Origin of the sequence: Bradyrhizobium sp. NBAIM01 (assembly GCF_020194115.1) — a bacterium.
GTDB classification, from domain to species: Bacteria; Pseudomonadota; Alphaproteobacteria; order Rhizobiales; family Xanthobacteraceae; genus Bradyrhizobium; species Bradyrhizobium yuanmingense.
The window spans coordinates 297,400-314,211 of sequence record NZ_JADYVU010000004.1 but is presented as its reverse complement, the minus strand read 5'-3'; the positions used below and the strand labels follow the sequence as shown (position 1 = coordinate 314,211).

Genomic DNA, 16,812 nt, shown 5'->3' with positions numbered 1-16,812 from the left:
CTGTCAAAGCTCGATCACGCCGCGGCGCGCCGCATGCGCCACCGCATCGGTGCGGCCGGTGGCGTCGAGCTTGTCGAGCAACGAGCCGACATGGAATTTCACGGTGTGCACGGAGATGCCGAGCTGCCGGGCGATCATCTTGTTGGAGGCGCCTTCGGCCATCAGCGCCAGCACGTCGAGCTCGCGCTGCGTCAGCGCGATGTCCGCAGGGCTGATGCGCGGATCGCGGGCTATGATTGTCGCGGCGGCCTGCTCGCCGGGCGCGGCGAGGCGAAGCCCGGCGACATTGCCGAGCAGGGCCGCGAGGCGATCGGCGAGTGTGGGGTCGTCGATCTCCAGCGACAATACGATCTCGGCCGTCTTGTCCTCGCTCACGCCTCCGGCCTTTCGCCGACCGTGACCTTGAAGCTGACCGGCTCGCCGCCACGGTGCACGGCGACGTCGACCTCCGCGCCGACGCTTGCAGGTCCCAGCGTTCGCGACAGCTCGCGCACGCCCGACAACTTCTGGCCGTTGACCGCCACGATCACGTCGCCCTGGCGGATGCCGGCCGCGGCCGAAGGCCCGGCCTTGTCGACGTTCATCACCATTGCGCCGATGCCCTCGTCGAGCCGCACCGGCTGCAGTCCGAGGCCGAGATATCCGCGCGCGATGCGGCCGCGCGCCTCGAGCTGCGGCGCGACACGCTCGATCGTCGCCGTCGGGATCACCAGCACCCGCCGCGGTCCGAGCACGGCCATGCCGAAGGCTTCGCCCGACGCGTCGAGGGCGAGCCCGCCCTGCTGGCTGCCACGCAGGCGGACATCGAGCTCAATCCGCGAGTCGATGTCGCCGCCGCGCAAGGAACGCCAGCTCTTTCCGGACGCCGACACCAGCCCGAGCGCCGCGCTCGGTGTCTCCCGGCTGGTCGCGACCACGATCGACAATGCGCCCAGTGGCGGGACGGTTGCGGCGAGCTTGACCGGTGCGATGGCGGCCTCCGTGCGCAACAGCGCGATATCGGTCGTATGGTCGCGGCCGACGATCGTGGCGGACGCGGTGCCGCCGTCCGCAAGGGCGATCTCGACTGCCCCCTCGTCGGCCAGCGCCTCGTCGGCGGTGACGATCAGGCCGGGCTTCCAGGCAAAGCCGGTCGCGCGAGAGCGATGCGAATGCACGGAGACGACGGACGGCGCGGTGCGCGCCACAATGTCCGCGAGCGCGGAGGACAGTGAGGACAGGGGACTAAGATCAGTCATGGCGGGCTCCCGTAAGTTGTCCTCAATCTGGGATGCCGCGGGCGATTGCGAAACTGGCCGGGTGGCCAGGACAAGGACGGCCTCCGCAAGACCGCGACCGACGAACATGTGATTGGGAGCGCCTCACGGGAACGTGTAGCAATCCCAAAATTGGGCCATTTGGCCTCGAGGATTTCCAGCGAGCCCGACCGATGACCATCGACTTGACCCGCCGCACCCTGCTGCAGCTCGCCGGCGCCACCTCGCTCGCCATGGCCGCCGCAGCCGCGGCCCGTGCCGAGGGCACAGCGCAGGGCGGCGGCCCCACCTTTGCCAGCCGTACGCCGATGCGGGTCGGCATGGTGACGCTGCGGGTGAAGAGCCTCGACAAAGTCGCAGATTATTACCGCGATGTGATCGGGCTCACCGTGATGGAGCGCTCGGCGGCCACAGCCAAGCTCGGCACATCAGGCCTCACGCTGCTGGTGCTGGAGGCCCGTCCCGAAGCCGCGATTGAATCGCGCAGCGCCGCAGGCCTCTACCATACCGCCTTCCTGATGCCGACCCGCAAGGATCTGGCGCGCTGGCTGGTTCATGCCGCCTCGCACCGCGTGCCGTTGTCGGGCTTTGCCGATCATCTCGTCTCCGAATCCGTCTATCTCGACGACCCCGAAGGCAACGGCATCGAGGTCTATGCCGACCGCGACCCCTCGCAATGGCAATGGAGCGAGGGTAGCGTGAAGATGGCGACCGACGAGCTCAACATTCCCGACCTGTTGTCGCTCACCAATACGCGCGTTCCCGATTATGCCAAGGCGCCGGACGGAATGCGCATCGGCCACATGCATCTGCGCGTCGGCGATCTCGCCCAGGCCGAGAGCTTCTATCACGGCACCGTCGGCCTCGACCCGACTCGTCGCCGCAGCGGCGCCGCGTTCCTGGCGTCGGGCCGCTATCACCATCACCTCGGCATGAATGTCTGGCAGAGCCAGGGCGCCGGCCAGCGCGACGAGTCCACGACCGGTCTTGCCTGGTTCTCGCTGGTGATGGCGAAGCCGGAGCTGCTCGCCGCGCAGGAAGAACGGCTGCGCAAAGGCGGTGTGAAGGTCACGGCGCTTGCGGACGGGGTGGAGGCGATCGATCCCTGGGGCACGCGGGTGCGTCTGCTCAGGGTTTGATCGCCGGCGCCGGCATTGGTAATAGCCGTCAGCCGCAAACCAATCGACCGGGATCCGCGCCGCATGTCCGAATTCCACGGTGTCTTTCCGTATCTCGTCTCGCCCATCGATGCCGACGGCACGGTGCGAACCAACGTGCTGGCAAAACTCTGCGACGACCTGATCGGCGCCGGCGTGCACGGGCTGACGCCGTTGGGCTCGACCGGCGAATTCGCTTACCTGAACGCCGCGCAACGCATGGCGGTCGTGCAGACCACGATTGAGGCCGCGCAGGGGCGCGTGCCTGTTATCGCCGGCGTCGCCTCGACCGCAACGGCGGATGCGGTGGCGCAGGCGAAAGCCTGCCAGAAGTGTGGGGCCGACGGCATCCTTGCGATTTTGGAGGCGTATTTCCCCCTGGCCGATGCGCAGGTCGAATCCTATTTCCGCGCCATTGCCGATGCCGTCGACATTCCCGTCGTCATCTACACCAATCCGCAATTCCAGCGCTCCGATCTCACGCTCGACGTCATCGCGCGCCTCGCCGAGCATCCGCGCATCGGCTACATCAAGGATGCCTCGACCAACACCGGTCGGCTGCTCTCGATCATGAACCGCTGCGGGGACTCCTTGCGCGTGTTCTCCGCCTCCGCCCACATTCCGGCGGCGGTGATGCTGATCGGCGGCCGCGGCTGGATGGCGGGACCTGCCTGCATCATCCCGCGCCAGAGCGTGATGCTCTACGATCTATGCACGGCCGGCCGCTGGGACGAGGCCATGGCGCTGCAGCGGCGGCTGTGGCGGATCAACGAAGCCTTCGCCCGTTTCAATCTCGCGGCGTGCATCAAGGCCGGCCTTGCGATCCAGGGCTATGACGTCGGCGGCCCCGTCCCGCCGCAGGCGCCACTGACGGCGGATGCGCGCAAAATCGTGGAAACGGCGCTGCGCGAGCTGGAATAGCTCGCCACGCGGCAATATGCCCCGGCATCCGTGCCGGGCGCAAAATGGTCCATACCTGACCGAGAAACTTCCGCGCGTTTGCGACGTTGCTGCGTAAGCGAGATCCTGCCACTTCATGCATGTGCATCTCACAGCCCGCATTCAGCACAAGACACGGTGATCACCCAATGAATCGTCGCTATGCGATTGCCGCGGCAGCCTTCGCCGCCCTGCTGGTCGCGGTCACGGCCGCGAAGATCCTGCATGTCCCCGTCTCGTATGTCCCATGGGCCGCGCCCTCCGCACGTGCCGTCGAGCAGCGCGGGCCGCTGTGGGACGGCGAGAAGGCAACCATCGACATCTTCGAGCGCGTATCGCCGTCGGTCGTTCAGGTTGCGGCCAAGTCGGCGGCAAGTCCCCTCATGGGCGAGGAGAGCCAGGCCGGCGGCGGTGCTTCCGGCACGGGATTTGTCTGGGACCGCGACGGCCACCTGGTGACGAACAATCATGTTGTCGCCAATGGCGGCGAGATCGCCGTGCGCTTTGCCTCGGGTGAGGTGGCCCAGGTCGACCTGGTCGGCACGGCGCCCAATTACGATCTCGCGGTGTTGCGCATCCGCAGCGTGCGCCAGCTTCCAGCGCCGATCGCTCTCGGCAGTTCGAGCGACCTGAAAGTCGGACAATCCGCTTTCGCGATCGGCAATCCCTTCGGGCTGGATCAGTCGATGACTTCCGGCATCATCAGCGCGCTCAAGCGCCGGCTCCCGACCCATGGCGGCCGGGAGATCGCGAACGTCATCCAGACCGATGCCGCGATCAATCCCGGCAATTCGGGCGGGCCGCTATTGGATTCCGCCGGCCGGCTGATCGGCGTCACGACTGCGATCATCTCGCCCTCCGGATCGAACGCCGGCATCGGCTTCGCGGTGCCGGTCGATGTCGTGAACCGGATCGTGCCCGAGCTGATCCGCAACGGCCGCGTGCCGACGCCGGGCATCGGCATCGTGGCCGCCGGCGAGGATGTGTCGACCCGGCTTGCTGTCGAAGGGGTGATCGTGGTGCGGACGGCCCCCGGCAGTCCTGCCGAGCGGGCGGGGATTCGCGGCGTCAACTTTTCCACGGGAGCGGTCGGAGACATCATCACCGCGGTGGAAGGCAAGCCGGTGCGGCGCCTTGCCGACCTGACCGATGCGCTCGAGCAGGCCGGGGCCGGAAAGACCGTTCGGCTCACGGTCAAGCGCGGCTCGGACACCCGTGACGTGAATGTGAGCATTGTCGATATCGACAGGTCCTAGCCGCCCAATCCGCCCCTGCAAGGGGCTCTGACGCGCATCGCAGATGTGCCGGGGCTCGGTTGTCTGGCGCGCAAAATCGGTTAAAACCGCCGCCGTCGTTTTTCCCGATCTCGAGGATACAGCGGAATGAACATTCTTCCCGGCAATTTGCGTTTCGGAGCGGGGCAGCCCGTCAAGCGTTTGGAAGACCAGAGGCTGCTCACCGGGAAGGGACAGTTCATCGACGATAAGCCGGCCGACGGCGCGCTGTGGTTGCACGTGCTGCGCTCGCCGCACGCCCACGCCAAGATCGTCTCGATCGACACCAGCGCCGCGGCTTCGATGCCGGGCGTTGCCGCGATCTACACCGGCGCGGACTTGGTCAAGGACGACATCGGCACCATCCCGACGCTGAACATCTTCAAGCGCCCGGACGGCAAGCCGATGACCGTGCCGCCGCGCCGGCTGCTCGCCCATGAGGTCGTCCGCTATGCCGGCGAGGCCGTGGCCGCGGTGGTGGCCTCCTCGCGCGTGGAGGCGCAGAGCGCGGCCGAGGCGATCGCGGTCGAATACGATGTGCAGCCCGCGGTGGTCGATCCCGTCGAGGCGGTGAAATCAGGCGCGCCCGTGGTGTGGCCGGAGGCGCCCGACAACATCGTCGGCGCCATGAGCTACGGCGATGCCGCCAAGGTCGACGAGGCCTTTGCCAAGGCGGCGCACACCGTCGAGCTCGATATCGTCAGCCAGCGTCTCGTTCCGTCCGCGATGGAGCCGCGCTCGACCATTGCCGAGATCGACAAGAAGTCCGGCCGTCTCCTGCTGCACGTGCAGTCGCAGACGCCGGCCTCGACCCGCGACGTGCTGGCGGAAGCCGTGCTGAAGCGTCCCAAGGACAGTGTCCGCGTGCTGGTCGGCGACATCGGCGGCGGCTTCGGCCAGAAGACCAATCTCTATCCCGAGGACGGCATCGTCGCCTATGCCGCGACCAAGCTGAACAAGAAGATCCGCTGGCGCGGCGACCGCACCGACGAGTTCGTCGGCGGTACCCACGGCCGTGATCTCACGTCCACGGCGTCCTTCGCGCTGGATGACAAGGGCAAGGTGCTGGCCTATCGCGTCAAGTCGATCGGCTGCACCGGGGCCTATTCCTCGGGCGCGGCCAACATCATCCCGCTGGTGCTCGGGCCATTCGTGCAGACCGGCGTCTACGATCTGCCGCTGGTGCATTTCGAGGTGAAGTCGGTGATGACCCACACCGCGCCGGTCGGGGCCTATCGTGGCGCCGGCCGCCCCGAGGCGGTGTTCATCGTCGAGCGCCTGTTCGACGCCGCTGCGCGAAAAATCGGCATGGACCCGCGCGCGATCCGCAAGGCCAACTACATCAAGCCGGCGCAGCTGCCCTACACCAATGCGGCCGGCCAGGTCTACGATTCCGGCGCCTTCGCGCACATGCTCGACCGCGCCGTGAAGCTCGCTGACTGGGACGGCTTTGCCGCGCGCAAGAAGGCCGCGAAGAAGAAGGGCCTGCTCTACGGCCGCGGACTCACCTCCTACATCGAGTGGACCGGCGGCCGCGCCCACGCCGAGAAGGTCACGCTGCAAGCGACCTCGCAAGGCCGCGTTGTGCTGCATTCCGGCACCATGGCGATGGGGCAGGGGCTGCAGACCACCTACACCCAGATGATCTCCGACACGCTCGGCATTGCCATGGACAAGATCGACGTGGTGCAGGGCGACACCGATCTTGCCATGGGCTTCGGCAGCGTCGGCTCGCGGTCGCTGTTCGTCGGCGGCACCGCGGTTGCGGTCTCCTCGAATGACTTGATCCAGAAGGCGCGCGAGAAGGCCGCGAACGTGCTGGAGACTTCGGTCGAGGATATCGAATATCAGGGCGGCATGCTCACCGTGGTCGGCACCGACCGCCGCATCAGCCTGTTCGATCTCGCCGAGAAGGAGAGCGGCGCCAGGCTCAGCGTCGATTCCGAAGGCGAGGTCGACGGTCCCAGCTGGCCGAACGGCACGCATATTTGCGAGGTCGAGATCGACCCCGAGACCGGCGTCTCCAAGGTCGTGCGCTACACCACGGTCGACGACGTCGGCGTCGCCGTGAACCCGATGCTGGTCACCGGCCAGATCCATGGCGGCGTCGCGCAAGGCATCGGCCAGGCGCTGTATGAAGGCGTGTCGTATGATGCCGACGGCCAGCTGCTGACCGCGAGCTACCAGGATTACTGCATCCCGCGCGCCGATGACGTGCCGCCGATCGTGGTGACGCTGGATGATTCCGCGCCCTGCCGCACCAATCCGCTCGGCGCCAAGGGCTGCGGCGAATCCGGCGCCATCGGCGGCCCGCCCTGCGTCACCAACGGCGTGATGGACGCGCTCGCCGAGCTCGGCATCACCCAGCTGAACACGCCCCTGACGCCGCAGAAGATCTGGCAGGCGATCCGGGACGCGAAGGCGGCGGGGTAAGTGCGCTAGCTGTTGCGCAGGCTATTGCACCAAACTCAGCTCGTCGTCCCGGGGCGCGCAAAGCGCGAGCCCGGGACCCATAACCACAGGGAGTGGTTGTCGCGCGAAGCTGGCAACTCCGAGTCCCCGTAACCACCTCGGCCTGTGGTTATGGGTCCCCGCCTCCGCGGGGACGACACTGAGGATGTGGCGCCGGTTCGCCCTAAATCCCCAGCATCATCTTCGCGATAATATCCCGCTGGATTTCCGAGGTGCCGCCAAAGATGGTGTAGGCGCGGCCGTTGAGATATTCCGGCATCACCGTCAGCATCTCCTCAGGCGTCGCCGGCTCGTGGTTGAGCTTGTAGAGCGGGCGCATCGGCTCGACGGCGAGGGCGTCATGGCCGATCACGTCGGCCCCTAACCGCGTCACGGCCTGGCGGATCTCGCTGTTGCGCAGCTTCAGGATCGACGACACCGCGCCGGGATTCTGGCCGGTCTGGAGTGCCGAGAGCACGCGCAGCTCCGTCATCTCGAGCGCGTCGATGTCGACCTCGACCTCGGCAATCCGCGTCGCGATGTCGGGGCTGTCGATGGCGCGGCCCGTGAGGTCGGACTCGGCAAGATCGGCAACCGCCTTCAATCCTTCGCGCAGCTTGGCCGAGGCGATGCCCGCGCCGCGCTCGAACTCGAGCAGATATTTGCCGTAGGTCCAGCCCTTGCCTTCCTCGCCGACGCGGTTGGCGACGGGCACGCGGACGTCGTCGAAGAACACCTGGTTGACCTCGTGGTCGCCGCCGATGGTGAGGATGGGACGGATGGTGATGCCCGGCGTCTTCATGTCGATCAGGATGAAGCTGATGCCGTCCTGCTGCCGCGGCCCATCGCTGGTGCGCACCAGCGCGAACATGCGTTTGGCGTGATGGGCGTGCGTGGTCCAGATCTTGGTGCCGTTGATGATGTAGTCGTCGCCGTCGCGCACCGCGCGCGTCTTGAGGGACGACAGATCTGAGCCGGAGCCCGGCTCGGAATAGCCCTGGCACCAATAATCCTCGCCGGAGAGAATCCGCGGCAGGTAGAAATTCTTCTGCTCGGGGCTGCCGAAGCCGATGATGACGGGTCCGACCATCTTCACGCCCATCACGTTGACGTTGGGCACGCCGGCGCGGGCGCATTCAGTCTCGAAGATCCAGCGCTGCGCCGGCGTCCAGTCGGGGCCGCCATATTCGACCGGCCAGCCCGGCGCGCCCCAGCCTTGGGCGTGCAGCGCGCGCTGCCAGGCCATGCCGATGTCGGGATCGGAGAACACCGATGGCGTCAGCGCGGTCGCGCGCTTCATTTCCTCGGTGAGATTCTTGGCGATGAAGCCGCGCACCTCGCTCTGGAAGGCGCGCTCCTCGGCATTGAACGACAGGTCCATGATGCGCTCCTTGTTAAGCAGAGATGGCCCTGCGGCTCAGCTCGGCGTGGCGGGCATAGTGATGCGCGCTGCCGCCGAACAGCGTGTCGAACGCGACGAGGCGCTTGAAATAGGCGCCGACCTCAAGCTCCTCGGTGACGCCCATGCCGCCATGGAGCTGGATCGACTGCTCGCCGACGAAGCGCGCGCATTTGCCGATCTTCGCCTTCGCGCCCGAGGCTGCCCGGGCACGCTCGATCGGCGCGCTATCGGCCTTCAACGCCGCGCGCAGCGCCATCGAGCGGGCCTCGTCCACCTGCATCGCCATGTCGGCGAGGCGGTGGCGGATCACCTGGTTGGCGGAGAGCGGCCGGCCGAATTGTTTTCGGATCTTGGTGTAGTCGAGCGTGGTGTCGAGCAGCGTCTGCATGATGCCGACAGCTTCCGCACCGAGCGCGGCCATGGCGCGATCGATCGCCCATTCGATCGCGGGCACGGCGTCGCTGCCGTCGCCGAGCAGGGCGTCTTCCGGCAGATGCGCGTCGAACAGCTCAATGTTGCAGGCGCGTCCGCCGCCGAGACGCGGATAATCACTGATGACGAGGCCTGACGTCGTCGCCTGCACGAGGAACAGGCCGATCCGGCCCGAGGGGCCCCGATGATCGTGGATATGGGCGGAGACGATGATCTCGTCGGCGGCATGTCCGTCGAGCACGGCGATCTTGCTGCCGGAAAGGCGCCAGCCTTGTCCGGTCTTGTTGGCGCTGGTCGTGACCTTGGCAAGATCGAACCGGGCGGCGCGCTCCGAATGCGCCAGGGCAAGCTTCAGTGATCCGTCCGCCACCTTGGGCAGGCTCGCCTGCTTCTGCTCGCTGGTGCCGCATCTGGCGATCAGCGCGGCCCCGAGCACGACGGTTGCGACATAAGGCTCAGAAACCAGGCCCCGGCCGAAGGCCTCCATCAAGATGCCGATATCGACCGCGCCGCCGCCGAGCCCGCCGAACTCTTCCGGAAGCGGCAGCGCTAGCCAGCCGAGCTCGGCGAATTGCTTCCAAACGGCCGGGCTGAAGCCGAGCGGATCGTTCGCCATCTTGCGGCGGTGCTCGGCATCGTAGCTCTCGGCCACGAAACGTTCCGCGCTTTCGCGCAGCAACTTTTGCTCGTCACTGAGATTGAGATCCATCGCGTCTACTCCGCGGCGGCCGGCGGCTTGCGCACGGAGGGATGCAGGCCGGATGGATCGACGATCATGCCGAACTCCTGGAGATTGTGCGCGTGGCAGAGCTGATGCAGCGCGAAGGCCTGGTCGATCGCGGCCGGCTGGCCCATGACGTCGACCGAGCGGTTGACCGCCTCCTTGGTCAGCTTCAGCGCGAAGGACGGTTTTGTCGCGATCCTTCGCGCCAGCTCCAGCACGCGCGACGACAGCTCGGCGCGCGGCACGATTTGGTTGACCATGCCGAGCTGGTGCGCCTCCTGCGCGCTCCAGCTGTCGGCGGTGAACAGGAACTCCTTGGCCTTGCGTGGTCCCAGCTCCCAGGGATGCACGAACCATTCGACGCCGCACACGCCCATGGTGACGACGGGATCGCAGAACTGCGCATCGTCGCTGGCGACGATGAGGTCGCAGGCCCAGGCCAGCATCAAGCCGCCGGCGATGCACTTGCCATGCACCTCGGCAATGGTGGGCTTTGCCAGATTGCGCCAGCGCCGGGTGATCTGGAGATAAATTTCCTGCTCGCGGGCGAACCGGCCATGGGCGTTCGGCTCGGCAAAGCCACCCCAATTTCCGATCGGCGGGAAATCGACCCCAGCGGTATTCTTGTCTCCGGGGCGCAGGTCGTGGCCGGAGGAGAAGTGCGGCCCGTTGCCTGCGAGAATGATCACCTTGACCGCATCGTCCTGCACCGCCGCGTCGAAGGCGGCGTTGAGGTCGTAGGTCATTTGCAGGTTCTGCGCGTTGCGCGCCTCGGGCCGGTTCATCACGACACGGACGATCGCCGGCTCCGGCCGCTCCACGAGGATGGTCTCGAACGAGGACATAGCGTTCCCCCTGGTGTTCTGTCTTATTGTTTCGTCGAGTTGACTATGTCGGCCGGTGCGAGGCAAGAGGCTTGCGTCAGCCGGCTGCTGTTCTCAGGCGCGCAATCTGATAGTTTGCGCCGGATTCCACCGGGAGAAATTTAATGCGCAAGATCCTGACCGTGCTGGCGGCGCTGGCCTCGCTGAGCCTGACCAATTGCGGCTACAACGCGATCCAGAGCGAGGACGAGCAGATCAAGTCCAATTGGTCCGAGGTCGTGAACCAGTATCAGCGCCGTGCCGATCTCGTGCCCAATCTCGTCAACTCGGTAAAGGGCTTTGCCCAGCAGGAGAAGGACGTGCTGCTCGGCGTCACCAATGCCCGCGCCAAGGTCGGCAGCATCCAGGCGACGCCGGAGGTGCTGAACGATCCCGCCGCGTTCCAGAAATTCCAAGCCGCCCAGGGCGAGCTCTCCAGCGCGCTGTCGCGCCTCCTGGTCGTGACCGAGAACTATCCGCAGCTGAAGTCGGATGCTCTGTTCAAGGATTTGATGTCGCAGCTCGAGGGCACCGAGAACCGCATCACGGTGGCGCGCAACCGCTACATCAAGGCAGTGCAGGATTATAACGTCACCGTCCGCTCGTTCCCGACCAATCTCACTGCGATGATGTTCGGTTACAAGGAGAAGCCGAACTTCACGGTCGAGAACGAGAAGGCGATCTCGACCGCGCCGAAGGTGGACTTTAACGCGGCGCCGGCGCCGTCGAAGTAAGCGCGTCGTTTCGAATGCGCGCTCCACACTCCGCTGTCATTCCCCGCGAAGGCGGGGAATCCAGTACGCCGCAGCCTCTCCGCATCCCACGGGCGTCTCTGGAATACTGGATCGCCCGGTCAAGCCGGGCGATGACAGCGAGGATTTGGTGGGCGCATCGAGCGATCGCCTCTTTTGTGTTCGCCATCGCCCTCCTCCTCACCTTTGCGTTCCCCTCCCATGCCGACGTCGCCGTCCCCCAGCTCACCGGCCGTGTCGTCGATCAGACCGGCACGCTCTCCAGCAGCGACATCGCCACGCTCACGCAAAAGCTGCGCGACTTCGAGAACCGCAAGGGCAGCCAGATCGCTGTCCTGATCGTCGCGACCACGCAGCCGGAGACGATCGAGCAGTTCTCGATCCGCGTCGCGGAGGCCTGGAAGATCGGCCGCAAGAAAGTCGACGACGGCGCGATCCTCGTCGTCGCCAAGAACGACCGGCATTTGCGCATCGAGGTCGGCTACGGTCTCGAAGGCGTGCTCACCGACGTCACCTCCCGGCGCATCATCGACGAGGCTATCACCCCGAAATTCAGGAGCGGCGACTTCGCCGCGGGCATCAGCGCGGGCGTGGACCGCATGTTGCGGGTGATTGACGGCGAGCCGCTGCCGCCGCCCTCGCGCAGCGTCAACTTCGCCCACAATAGTCTGGATGATCTGGCGCCGGTGTTTGCGGTGGCGCTGTTCGCTTCGATCGGCGTCGGCGGTTTCTTCCGCGCGGTCCTGGGGCGGCTGCTCGGATCATTGGTGACCGGGGGCATCATCGCAGCCGTAACCTGGCTCATTCTCGGCTCCGCGGCGCTCGCGGCGGCTGTCGGCATCCTCGGGTTCATCGTCGGATTCATCGCCGATCTGTTTTCGGCGATCACGCCGGGCACGGGCCGCTCGCGCGGCGGCTCGTGGTCGAGCGGCTCCTCCGGCGGATGGAGCAGCGGATCGTCGAGTAGCGGCGGCTTCAGCGGCGGCGGCGGCAGTTTTGGCGGCGGCGGCGCCTCGGGGAGCTGGTAGCGATCATGAGCATCAAGCGCATTGCCCGACATCTCGTGCAGCATCACTGGCGGGCGAAGCAGATCTTTCCGCAAGCGGTGCTCGACCGCATCGAGCAGGCGATCAAGCGCGGCGAAGCCACCCATTCCGGCCAGGTCCGCTTCGTTGTCGAAGGGGCGCTCGACGGCGGCCCGCTGTTCCGCAACCAGCCGGCCCGCGCGCGCGCGCTCGACGTGTTCTCGCATCTGCGTGTCTGGGACACCGCCCACAACAATGGCGTTCTGATCTATCTCCTGCTCGCGGACCGCGACGTCGAGATCATCGCCGATCGCGGCATCGACGCGAAAGTCGGCGCGGAGGGTTGGGAGACGATCTGCCGCGCGATAGAGGCCGAGTTCAGATCGGGCCGGTTCGAACGCGGCGTGATCAGGGGCATCGAGGCCGTGTCGCGCGAACTGGCAAAGCATTTTCCGAAGCAGGGGCCGCATGCGAACGAGCTGCCGGATGCTCCCGTCGTGATGTGACGGATAGTGATTTGATCGGAGCGCGCGCGGCGCGCTCCGTCATTGCGAGGAGCCCTTGCGACGAAGCAATCCAGACTGCCTCCGCGGAGCTGCGCTCGCAATGACGCCATGGGGGCCATTCCGCCCCCGTTCATCTTCCCCCGATTACGAACTGTTTCACGCCCGCCACACCGGTTCCACTTTCCCGGCCCAATTCGGCCCCGGATGAATTCCTAAAATTTCGGTAAGCGGGTCCCGAGGTAAGGATTTCGCAAGCAATGAAAGTTACCAAAAGGTCAACCGAGACTGGAGTATTTGAGCCGTGAGCGAACCAATGCCCGAGCAGGCTGCCCAGGATTCCGCTGCCATCGACGCGGCAGCGCCGCAGGCCATCGAGGCTGCCGCGGGTATCGAGGCCCCCTCGATCGCCCCCGACCACGAAGCGCCGCCCAAGCCCGATCCGGTCAAGGCGGACGCCCCGAAGATTGAGCCGCCGCGGATCGAAGTGCCGAAGTTTGAGGCCAAGACTGAGGCCAAGACTGACGCCAAAGCTGAGGCCAAGCCCGAGCCGAAGCACGGCAAGCTCATCGTCATGCCGCCCGCCGACCGCGCCTGGGAGCGCGAGGAGTTCGCCCCGCATGGGAAGGCGGACGAGCCGCGCGAGTCCGGCAGCAAGCGCCGGCTGTCGGCGATGGCCGCGGTGGTGGCGATTGCCGCCAGCGTCGGCGCGATCAGCGGCGCGCTTGCGACCGCCGGCATGATGCGTTTCGCCGCACCCGCCCCGGCTCCGGTCCAGGTCGCCGATACCAGCGCGCTGGATGCGTCCGTGGCGCGGATCGACGCCGACCTCGTCGCCCTGAAGGCCAATGTCGAGCAGAGCTCGAAGACCGGCCTCACCCAGTTCAACCGGGCCAACGACCGCCTGGACAAGCTCGAAAAGGCGCAGGCCGAGCCGCTGGCCAGGATCGCAAAGCTGTCCGAGGCGGTCGATAAGCTCCGCGCCACGCCGCCCGCCGCGCCTGCGCAGGCCGCTGCAGCGGTGCCCAAGGAGACCACCGGCTCGATCGCGCCGACGCAGGTCGCGACCGCGGCGGCCGCACCGGTCCCGGCGCCCGCAGCTCCCAAGACCGAAGTTGGGCGTCTGCCGACGATCGAAGGCTGGCGGCTGCGCAGCGCCGGCAATGGCGGCGCGCTGATCGAGGGCCGCGACGGCCTCTACGAGGTCTATCCCGGCGACCCCATCCCCGGCGTCGGCCGTGTCGATGCGATCCGCCGCCAGGATGGCCGCTGGGTGGTCGTCACCTCGAGGGGGCTGATCACCGGACGCTGAGCGTCCGATATCCGACTTTCGAAGAGGCGCTTCACTGCGATGTGAGGCGCCTTTTTGCTTGAATAGGTGTCCCTGCGCGGTGTTACCTCAGGCATGGGCCGCGCCTTGCGAATTCTCGTTGCTGCCGCCGCATTGCTGGGCGGTGTGGTTTCGCTGTTCGCAGCGGAGAATGCCGCGCTGACGCGCGGCACCGCGATTACCGATCCCGATCTCCTGCGCAAGCTCGACCAGAACAACACGCTGACGATCTCGCGTCTTTTGTCGCCGGAGCGGAATTCGGACGTCCCGCTCACGACCGAGCCGATGTTCGCCTCGCTGCCGCAGCTGAAAGACATTCTGCCCGCGATCGATGCGGAATTCGACCGCTATATCGCATGGTTCAGGGCGACCTATCCGGGCGAGACCATCGGCGTCGGCGAGGGCTTCGACGTACAATTGTTCGATCGGGCCAATCTGAAATCGCGCGAGGCGCGCTTCGTGCTGGCCGGCATCGTCAATCGCATGGATCGTGCCTATGTCTCGGAAGAGTCCTGTGGCGAGATCCGGCTGATCTATCGTCTGGCGCGCTTCGACAGCGGGCCGGATGGCGGCAAGACCGCAACGCGCCTGCCGATGACATTCAACCTCGTGATGAAGGCGCGCGATGGGCGCCAGACGGATGCGAACGGCAAGCCGATCAGCTGCGCCGAGATCGCGCGGCGCTGGCTCGACAATGGCGACTGGCAGGGCTTGATCGGCGGTCGCGCTCCGCCTGACGACGCCATGCTCGACAGCATCGAGACCAACATCCAGGTCTCGGTCGCGCCGAAATCGGCGCTGCACGATTTCCGCTCCGACTATCTTCTCAAGGTGTTCAAGTACAATGCCGCCACCAGGACATTCGTGGAATCGACGCTGGAGAACCAGATCGACCGCGATCGCATTCTTGCTGACGATGCGCTGCGGCGCGACTTCAAGGCCTGGCTGCTCGCGCCGGAGAACTTACGCGCGTTCGATCGCGGCACCGTGTTGATCCCGGAGAAATTCCTGGCCAGGGCCGCAATCGTGCCGACCCCCGCCGGCCTCGACGCCTCGGCGTTGCAGCCGGAGTTCGGCATGATGCAGGGGGAGGGCAAAGGCGATCCCGTCTTCACCGACAATGACGTGGTCGGCGCGCTGAAGCAGGCGGCGGCACGCGGCCTCGACATGCAGAACGTCCGTTCGGTCGCAGGCTTCCAGCGCCGTCTCAACGACGTCACCTGCACCGGCTGTCACCAGACCCGTGGCATCGGCGGCTTCCATTTCCCGGGCGTCGATTGGCTTGCGGACAGACCGTCGAATGCCGCCATCGTGGCGGCCTCGCCACACTTCTTCGGCGACCAGCTCCGCCGCCGCGACATCCTGACCGCGTTCGCGGCCGGAAAGATCCCTGATTTCTCACGCGGATTTGCCAGTCGGCCGCAGACCCGCGGCAGTCGCGAGCTCGCCGGCAGCGAATATCAGGACGGCTGGGGCGCGCATTGTTCCCTGCAAGATCCGGGATCGGGAACGCCGGACAGGAGTTTTACGTCATGGAGCTGTGCTAGCGGTCTGACCTGCCAGGCCGCCGCGGCCTCGCGCCGCATCGGCATGTGCTTCATCAAGACGCGTTAGCGCGTGATCCAGAAAAGTGTGGAGCGGTTTTCCGAAGGATCACGCGCAAGATAAAGTCTCAAGCGATTTGGATGACCCATGACGGATACCGGCAACGCCAACAAGGCGCGCAATCGCGAGATCGCGCGGAACGAGGAAGTCAAGCAGGTCACCGGCAGCGCCCGCGTCAGCATCTGGGCCGTCGCGGTGGCCGTCATCGTCGGCGGCATTCTGTTCACGCTCGGCTGGCTGTCGTTGAGATAGCTTCGAATACTCCTTCGATCGAAGGCCCGGAGCGAGCCGCGGGTTTACCTCTCCCCGCTTGCGGGGAGAGGTCGGATTGCATCGAAGATGCAATCCGGGTGAGGGGGTACAGGTCTCACGATAATCTCAGGTGTGGAGAGAAGCCCCTCACCCAACCCTCTCCCCGTAAGAACGGGGAGAGGGAGAAGAGAGAGTCCTCACGTCGCGTAGTTCGTCATCCGTTTTCCCGGCAGCAGCTCGTAGGCCTGCTTCCAGCCCGGCAGCGCGGCCATGCGGCCGAGCCAGGCGTGGATGGCGGGATGGCTCGATGCGAAATCGAAGCCATGCTCGTCGCTGGGATAATGCAGATAGGCCATCATCGAGATGTCCGCGACCGTCGGCCTTGCGCCGATCGCGAATGCATTGTGCTGGAGATGGCCGTCGAGAATGCCGAGAAAGTCCTCGAGCCGCCGGCGAAAATGCTTCAGCACCTGCGGATCGTTTTTCTCGGTGAAGGCGCGCATGAAGCGGTAGGTCGCCATGTAGCCGGTGAGCTTGTGGTTGTCCCAGAATAGCCAGCGCAAGAGCTCGAACTTCTCGTCCTCCGTCTCGGCGCCGAAGCGCCCGTATTGCTCGGCCAGCTTCAGCAGCAGCGGCGCGGTCTGCGTCATCTTCACGCCGTCGATCTCGAGCACGGGAATCTCGCCCATCTCGTTGACGGCCTTGCGCCACTCCGCCGTGCGCGTGACGCCGCCGGCAAAATCGGTCCAGACCGGCTCAAACGTCTCGCCGCAGAGCGTCAGCATCAGCGCCAGCTTGTAGCTGTTGCCGGATTCGGGGAAGTAGTGCAGGCGGTAGCTGGGCATGG

16 protein-coding genes are annotated in these 16,812 nt (G+C 66.1%); 10 read left to right on the top strand and 6 right to left on the bottom strand.

All coding sequences use genetic code 11. From position 1 onward, the window contains the following. Window positions 1-3 precede the first annotated feature (3 nt). Window positions 4-375 (bottom strand): helix-turn-helix transcriptional regulator, encoded by a 372-nt coding sequence (locus I6F31_RS16695; RefSeq protein WP_036028685.1) that lies wholly within the window; start codon window positions 373-375, stop codon window positions 4-6. Then, on the bottom strand, window positions 372-1,238 hold the full coding sequence (locus tag I6F31_RS16690; RefSeq protein ID WP_225185741.1) for a S1C family serine protease: 867 nt from the start codon (window positions 1,236-1,238) through the stop codon (window positions 372-374). The genes I6F31_RS16695 and I6F31_RS16690 overlap by 4 nt, the downstream gene beginning before the upstream one ends. A gap of 191 nt (window positions 1,239-1,429) precedes the next feature. On the opposite strand from I6F31_RS16690, the gene I6F31_RS16685 reads away from it, so the two are divergent. From I6F31_RS16685 to I6F31_RS16670, 4 genes are all read left to right on the top strand, one after another. Next, window positions 1,430-2,395 (top strand): VOC family protein, encoded by a 966-nt coding sequence (locus tag I6F31_RS16685; RefSeq protein WP_036009665.1) that lies wholly within the window; start codon window positions 1,430-1,432, stop codon window positions 2,393-2,395. Between the two features lie 63 nt (window positions 2,396-2,458). Further along, window positions 2,459-3,334, top strand: coding sequence for a dihydrodipicolinate synthase family protein (locus tag I6F31_RS16680; protein WP_036009666.1), 876 nt, complete (start codon window positions 2,459-2,461; stop codon window positions 3,332-3,334). 167 nt (window positions 3,335-3,501) lie between these two features. Then, window positions 3,502-4,608: a trypsin-like peptidase domain-containing protein gene (locus I6F31_RS16675; RefSeq protein WP_036009668.1), complete on the top strand. Its 1,107-nt coding sequence runs from the start codon at window positions 3,502-3,504 to the stop codon at window positions 4,606-4,608. 126 nt (window positions 4,609-4,734) lie between these two features. After that, entirely contained in the window at window positions 4,735-7,059 is a 2,325-nt protein-coding gene (locus tag I6F31_RS16670) for a xanthine dehydrogenase family protein molybdopterin-binding subunit (protein WP_225185740.1), read from the top strand. Between the two features lie 202 nt (window positions 7,060-7,261). Here I6F31_RS16670 and I6F31_RS16665 read toward each other — a convergent pair whose 3' ends face one another. From I6F31_RS16665 to I6F31_RS16655, 3 genes are read right to left on the bottom strand one after another with little or no spacing between them, the layout of a single operon-like run. After that, entirely contained in the window at window positions 7,262-8,458 is a 1,197-nt protein-coding gene (locus I6F31_RS16665; RefSeq protein WP_225185739.1) for an acyl-CoA dehydrogenase family protein, read from the bottom strand. Window positions 8,459-8,471: 13 nt separating this feature from the next. Next, complete coding sequence (locus I6F31_RS16660; protein WP_225185738.1) at window positions 8,472-9,620, bottom strand: acyl-CoA dehydrogenase; 1,149 nt, start codon at window positions 9,618-9,620, stop codon at window positions 8,472-8,474. 5 nt (window positions 9,621-9,625) lie between these two features. After that, the gene (locus tag I6F31_RS16655; RefSeq protein WP_036028670.1) at window positions 9,626-10,480 is read right to left on the bottom strand and encodes an enoyl-CoA hydratase; all 855 of its coding nucleotides are present in this window, start codon (window positions 10,478-10,480) and stop codon (window positions 9,626-9,628) included. A gap of 143 nt (window positions 10,481-10,623) precedes the next feature. On the opposite strand from I6F31_RS16655, the gene I6F31_RS16650 reads away from it, so the two are divergent. From I6F31_RS16650 to I6F31_RS16625, 6 genes are all read left to right on the top strand, one after another. Continuing rightward, on the top strand, window positions 10,624-11,232 hold the full coding sequence (locus I6F31_RS16650) for a LemA family protein (protein WP_225185737.1): 609 nt from the start codon (window positions 10,624-10,626) through the stop codon (window positions 11,230-11,232). Window positions 11,233-11,363: 131 nt separating this feature from the next. Then, window positions 11,364-12,278, top strand: coding sequence for a YgcG family protein (locus tag I6F31_RS16645; RefSeq protein WP_225185736.1), 915 nt, complete (start codon window positions 11,364-11,366; stop codon window positions 12,276-12,278). 5 nt (window positions 12,279-12,283) lie between these two features. Continuing rightward, complete coding sequence (locus tag I6F31_RS16640; protein WP_225185735.1) at window positions 12,284-12,781, top strand: TPM domain-containing protein; 498 nt, start codon at window positions 12,284-12,286, stop codon at window positions 12,779-12,781. Between the two features lie 313 nt (window positions 12,782-13,094). After that, window positions 13,095-14,090, top strand: coding sequence for a hypothetical protein (locus I6F31_RS16635; protein ID WP_225144325.1), 996 nt, complete (start codon window positions 13,095-13,097; stop codon window positions 14,088-14,090). 93 nt (window positions 14,091-14,183) lie between these two features. Next, a complete protein-coding gene (locus tag I6F31_RS16630; protein ID WP_225113939.1) occupies window positions 14,184-15,722 on the top strand; it encodes a hypothetical protein in 1,539 nt (512 codons plus the stop codon). Window positions 15,723-15,800: 78 nt separating this feature from the next. Then, window positions 15,801-15,965, top strand: coding sequence for a hypothetical protein (locus I6F31_RS16625; protein ID WP_193374981.1), 165 nt, complete (start codon window positions 15,801-15,803; stop codon window positions 15,963-15,965). Window positions 15,966-16,162: 197 nt separating this feature from the next. Here I6F31_RS16625 and I6F31_RS16620 read toward each other — a convergent pair whose 3' ends face one another. Continuing rightward, complete coding sequence (locus I6F31_RS16620) at window positions 16,163-16,810, bottom strand: glutathione S-transferase family protein (RefSeq protein ID WP_036009689.1); 648 nt, start codon at window positions 16,808-16,810, stop codon at window positions 16,163-16,165. Window positions 16,811-16,812 lie beyond the last annotated feature (2 nt).

Coding starts and splice junctions, on each gene's coding strand:
- I6F31_RS16645 (WP_225185736.1), top strand. CDS start 11,364: ATGACAGCGAGGATTTGGTGGGCGCATCGAGCGATCGCCTCTTTTGTG.
- I6F31_RS16670 (WP_225185740.1), top strand. CDS start 4,735: ATGAACATTCTTCCCGGCAATTTGCGTTTCGGAGCGGGGCAGCCCGTC.
- I6F31_RS16655 (WP_036028670.1), bottom strand. CDS start 10,480: ATGTCCTCGTTCGAGACCATCCTCGTGGAGCGGCCGGAGCCGGCGATC.
- I6F31_RS16665 (WP_225185739.1), bottom strand. CDS start 8,458: ATGGACCTGTCGTTCAATGCCGAGGAGCGCGCCTTCCAGAGCGAGGTG.
- I6F31_RS16675 (WP_036009668.1), top strand. CDS start 3,502: ATGAATCGTCGCTATGCGATTGCCGCGGCAGCCTTCGCCGCCCTGCTG.
- I6F31_RS16650 (WP_225185737.1), top strand. CDS start 10,624: ATGCGCAAGATCCTGACCGTGCTGGCGGCGCTGGCCTCGCTGAGCCTG.
- I6F31_RS16685 (WP_036009665.1), top strand. CDS start 1,430: ATGACCATCGACTTGACCCGCCGCACCCTGCTGCAGCTCGCCGGCGCC.
- I6F31_RS16680 (WP_036009666.1), top strand. CDS start 2,459: ATGTCCGAATTCCACGGTGTCTTTCCGTATCTCGTCTCGCCCATCGAT.
- I6F31_RS16635 (WP_225144325.1), top strand. CDS start 13,095: ATGCCCGAGCAGGCTGCCCAGGATTCCGCTGCCATCGACGCGGCAGCG.
- I6F31_RS16625 (WP_193374981.1), top strand. CDS start 15,801: ATGACGGATACCGGCAACGCCAACAAGGCGCGCAATCGCGAGATCGCG.
- I6F31_RS16630 (WP_225113939.1), top strand. CDS start 14,184: ATGGGCCGCGCCTTGCGAATTCTCGTTGCTGCCGCCGCATTGCTGGGC.
- I6F31_RS16620 (WP_036009689.1), bottom strand. CDS start 16,810: ATGCCCAGCTACCGCCTGCACTACTTCCCCGAATCCGGCAACAGCTAC.
- I6F31_RS16690 (WP_225185741.1), bottom strand. CDS start 1,238: ATGACTGATCTTAGTCCCCTGTCCTCACTGTCCTCCGCGCTCGCGGAC.
- I6F31_RS16660 (WP_225185738.1), bottom strand. CDS start 9,620: ATGGATCTCAATCTCAGTGACGAGCAAAAGTTGCTGCGCGAAAGCGCG.
- I6F31_RS16640 (WP_225185735.1), top strand. CDS start 12,284: ATGAGCATCAAGCGCATTGCCCGACATCTCGTGCAGCATCACTGGCGG.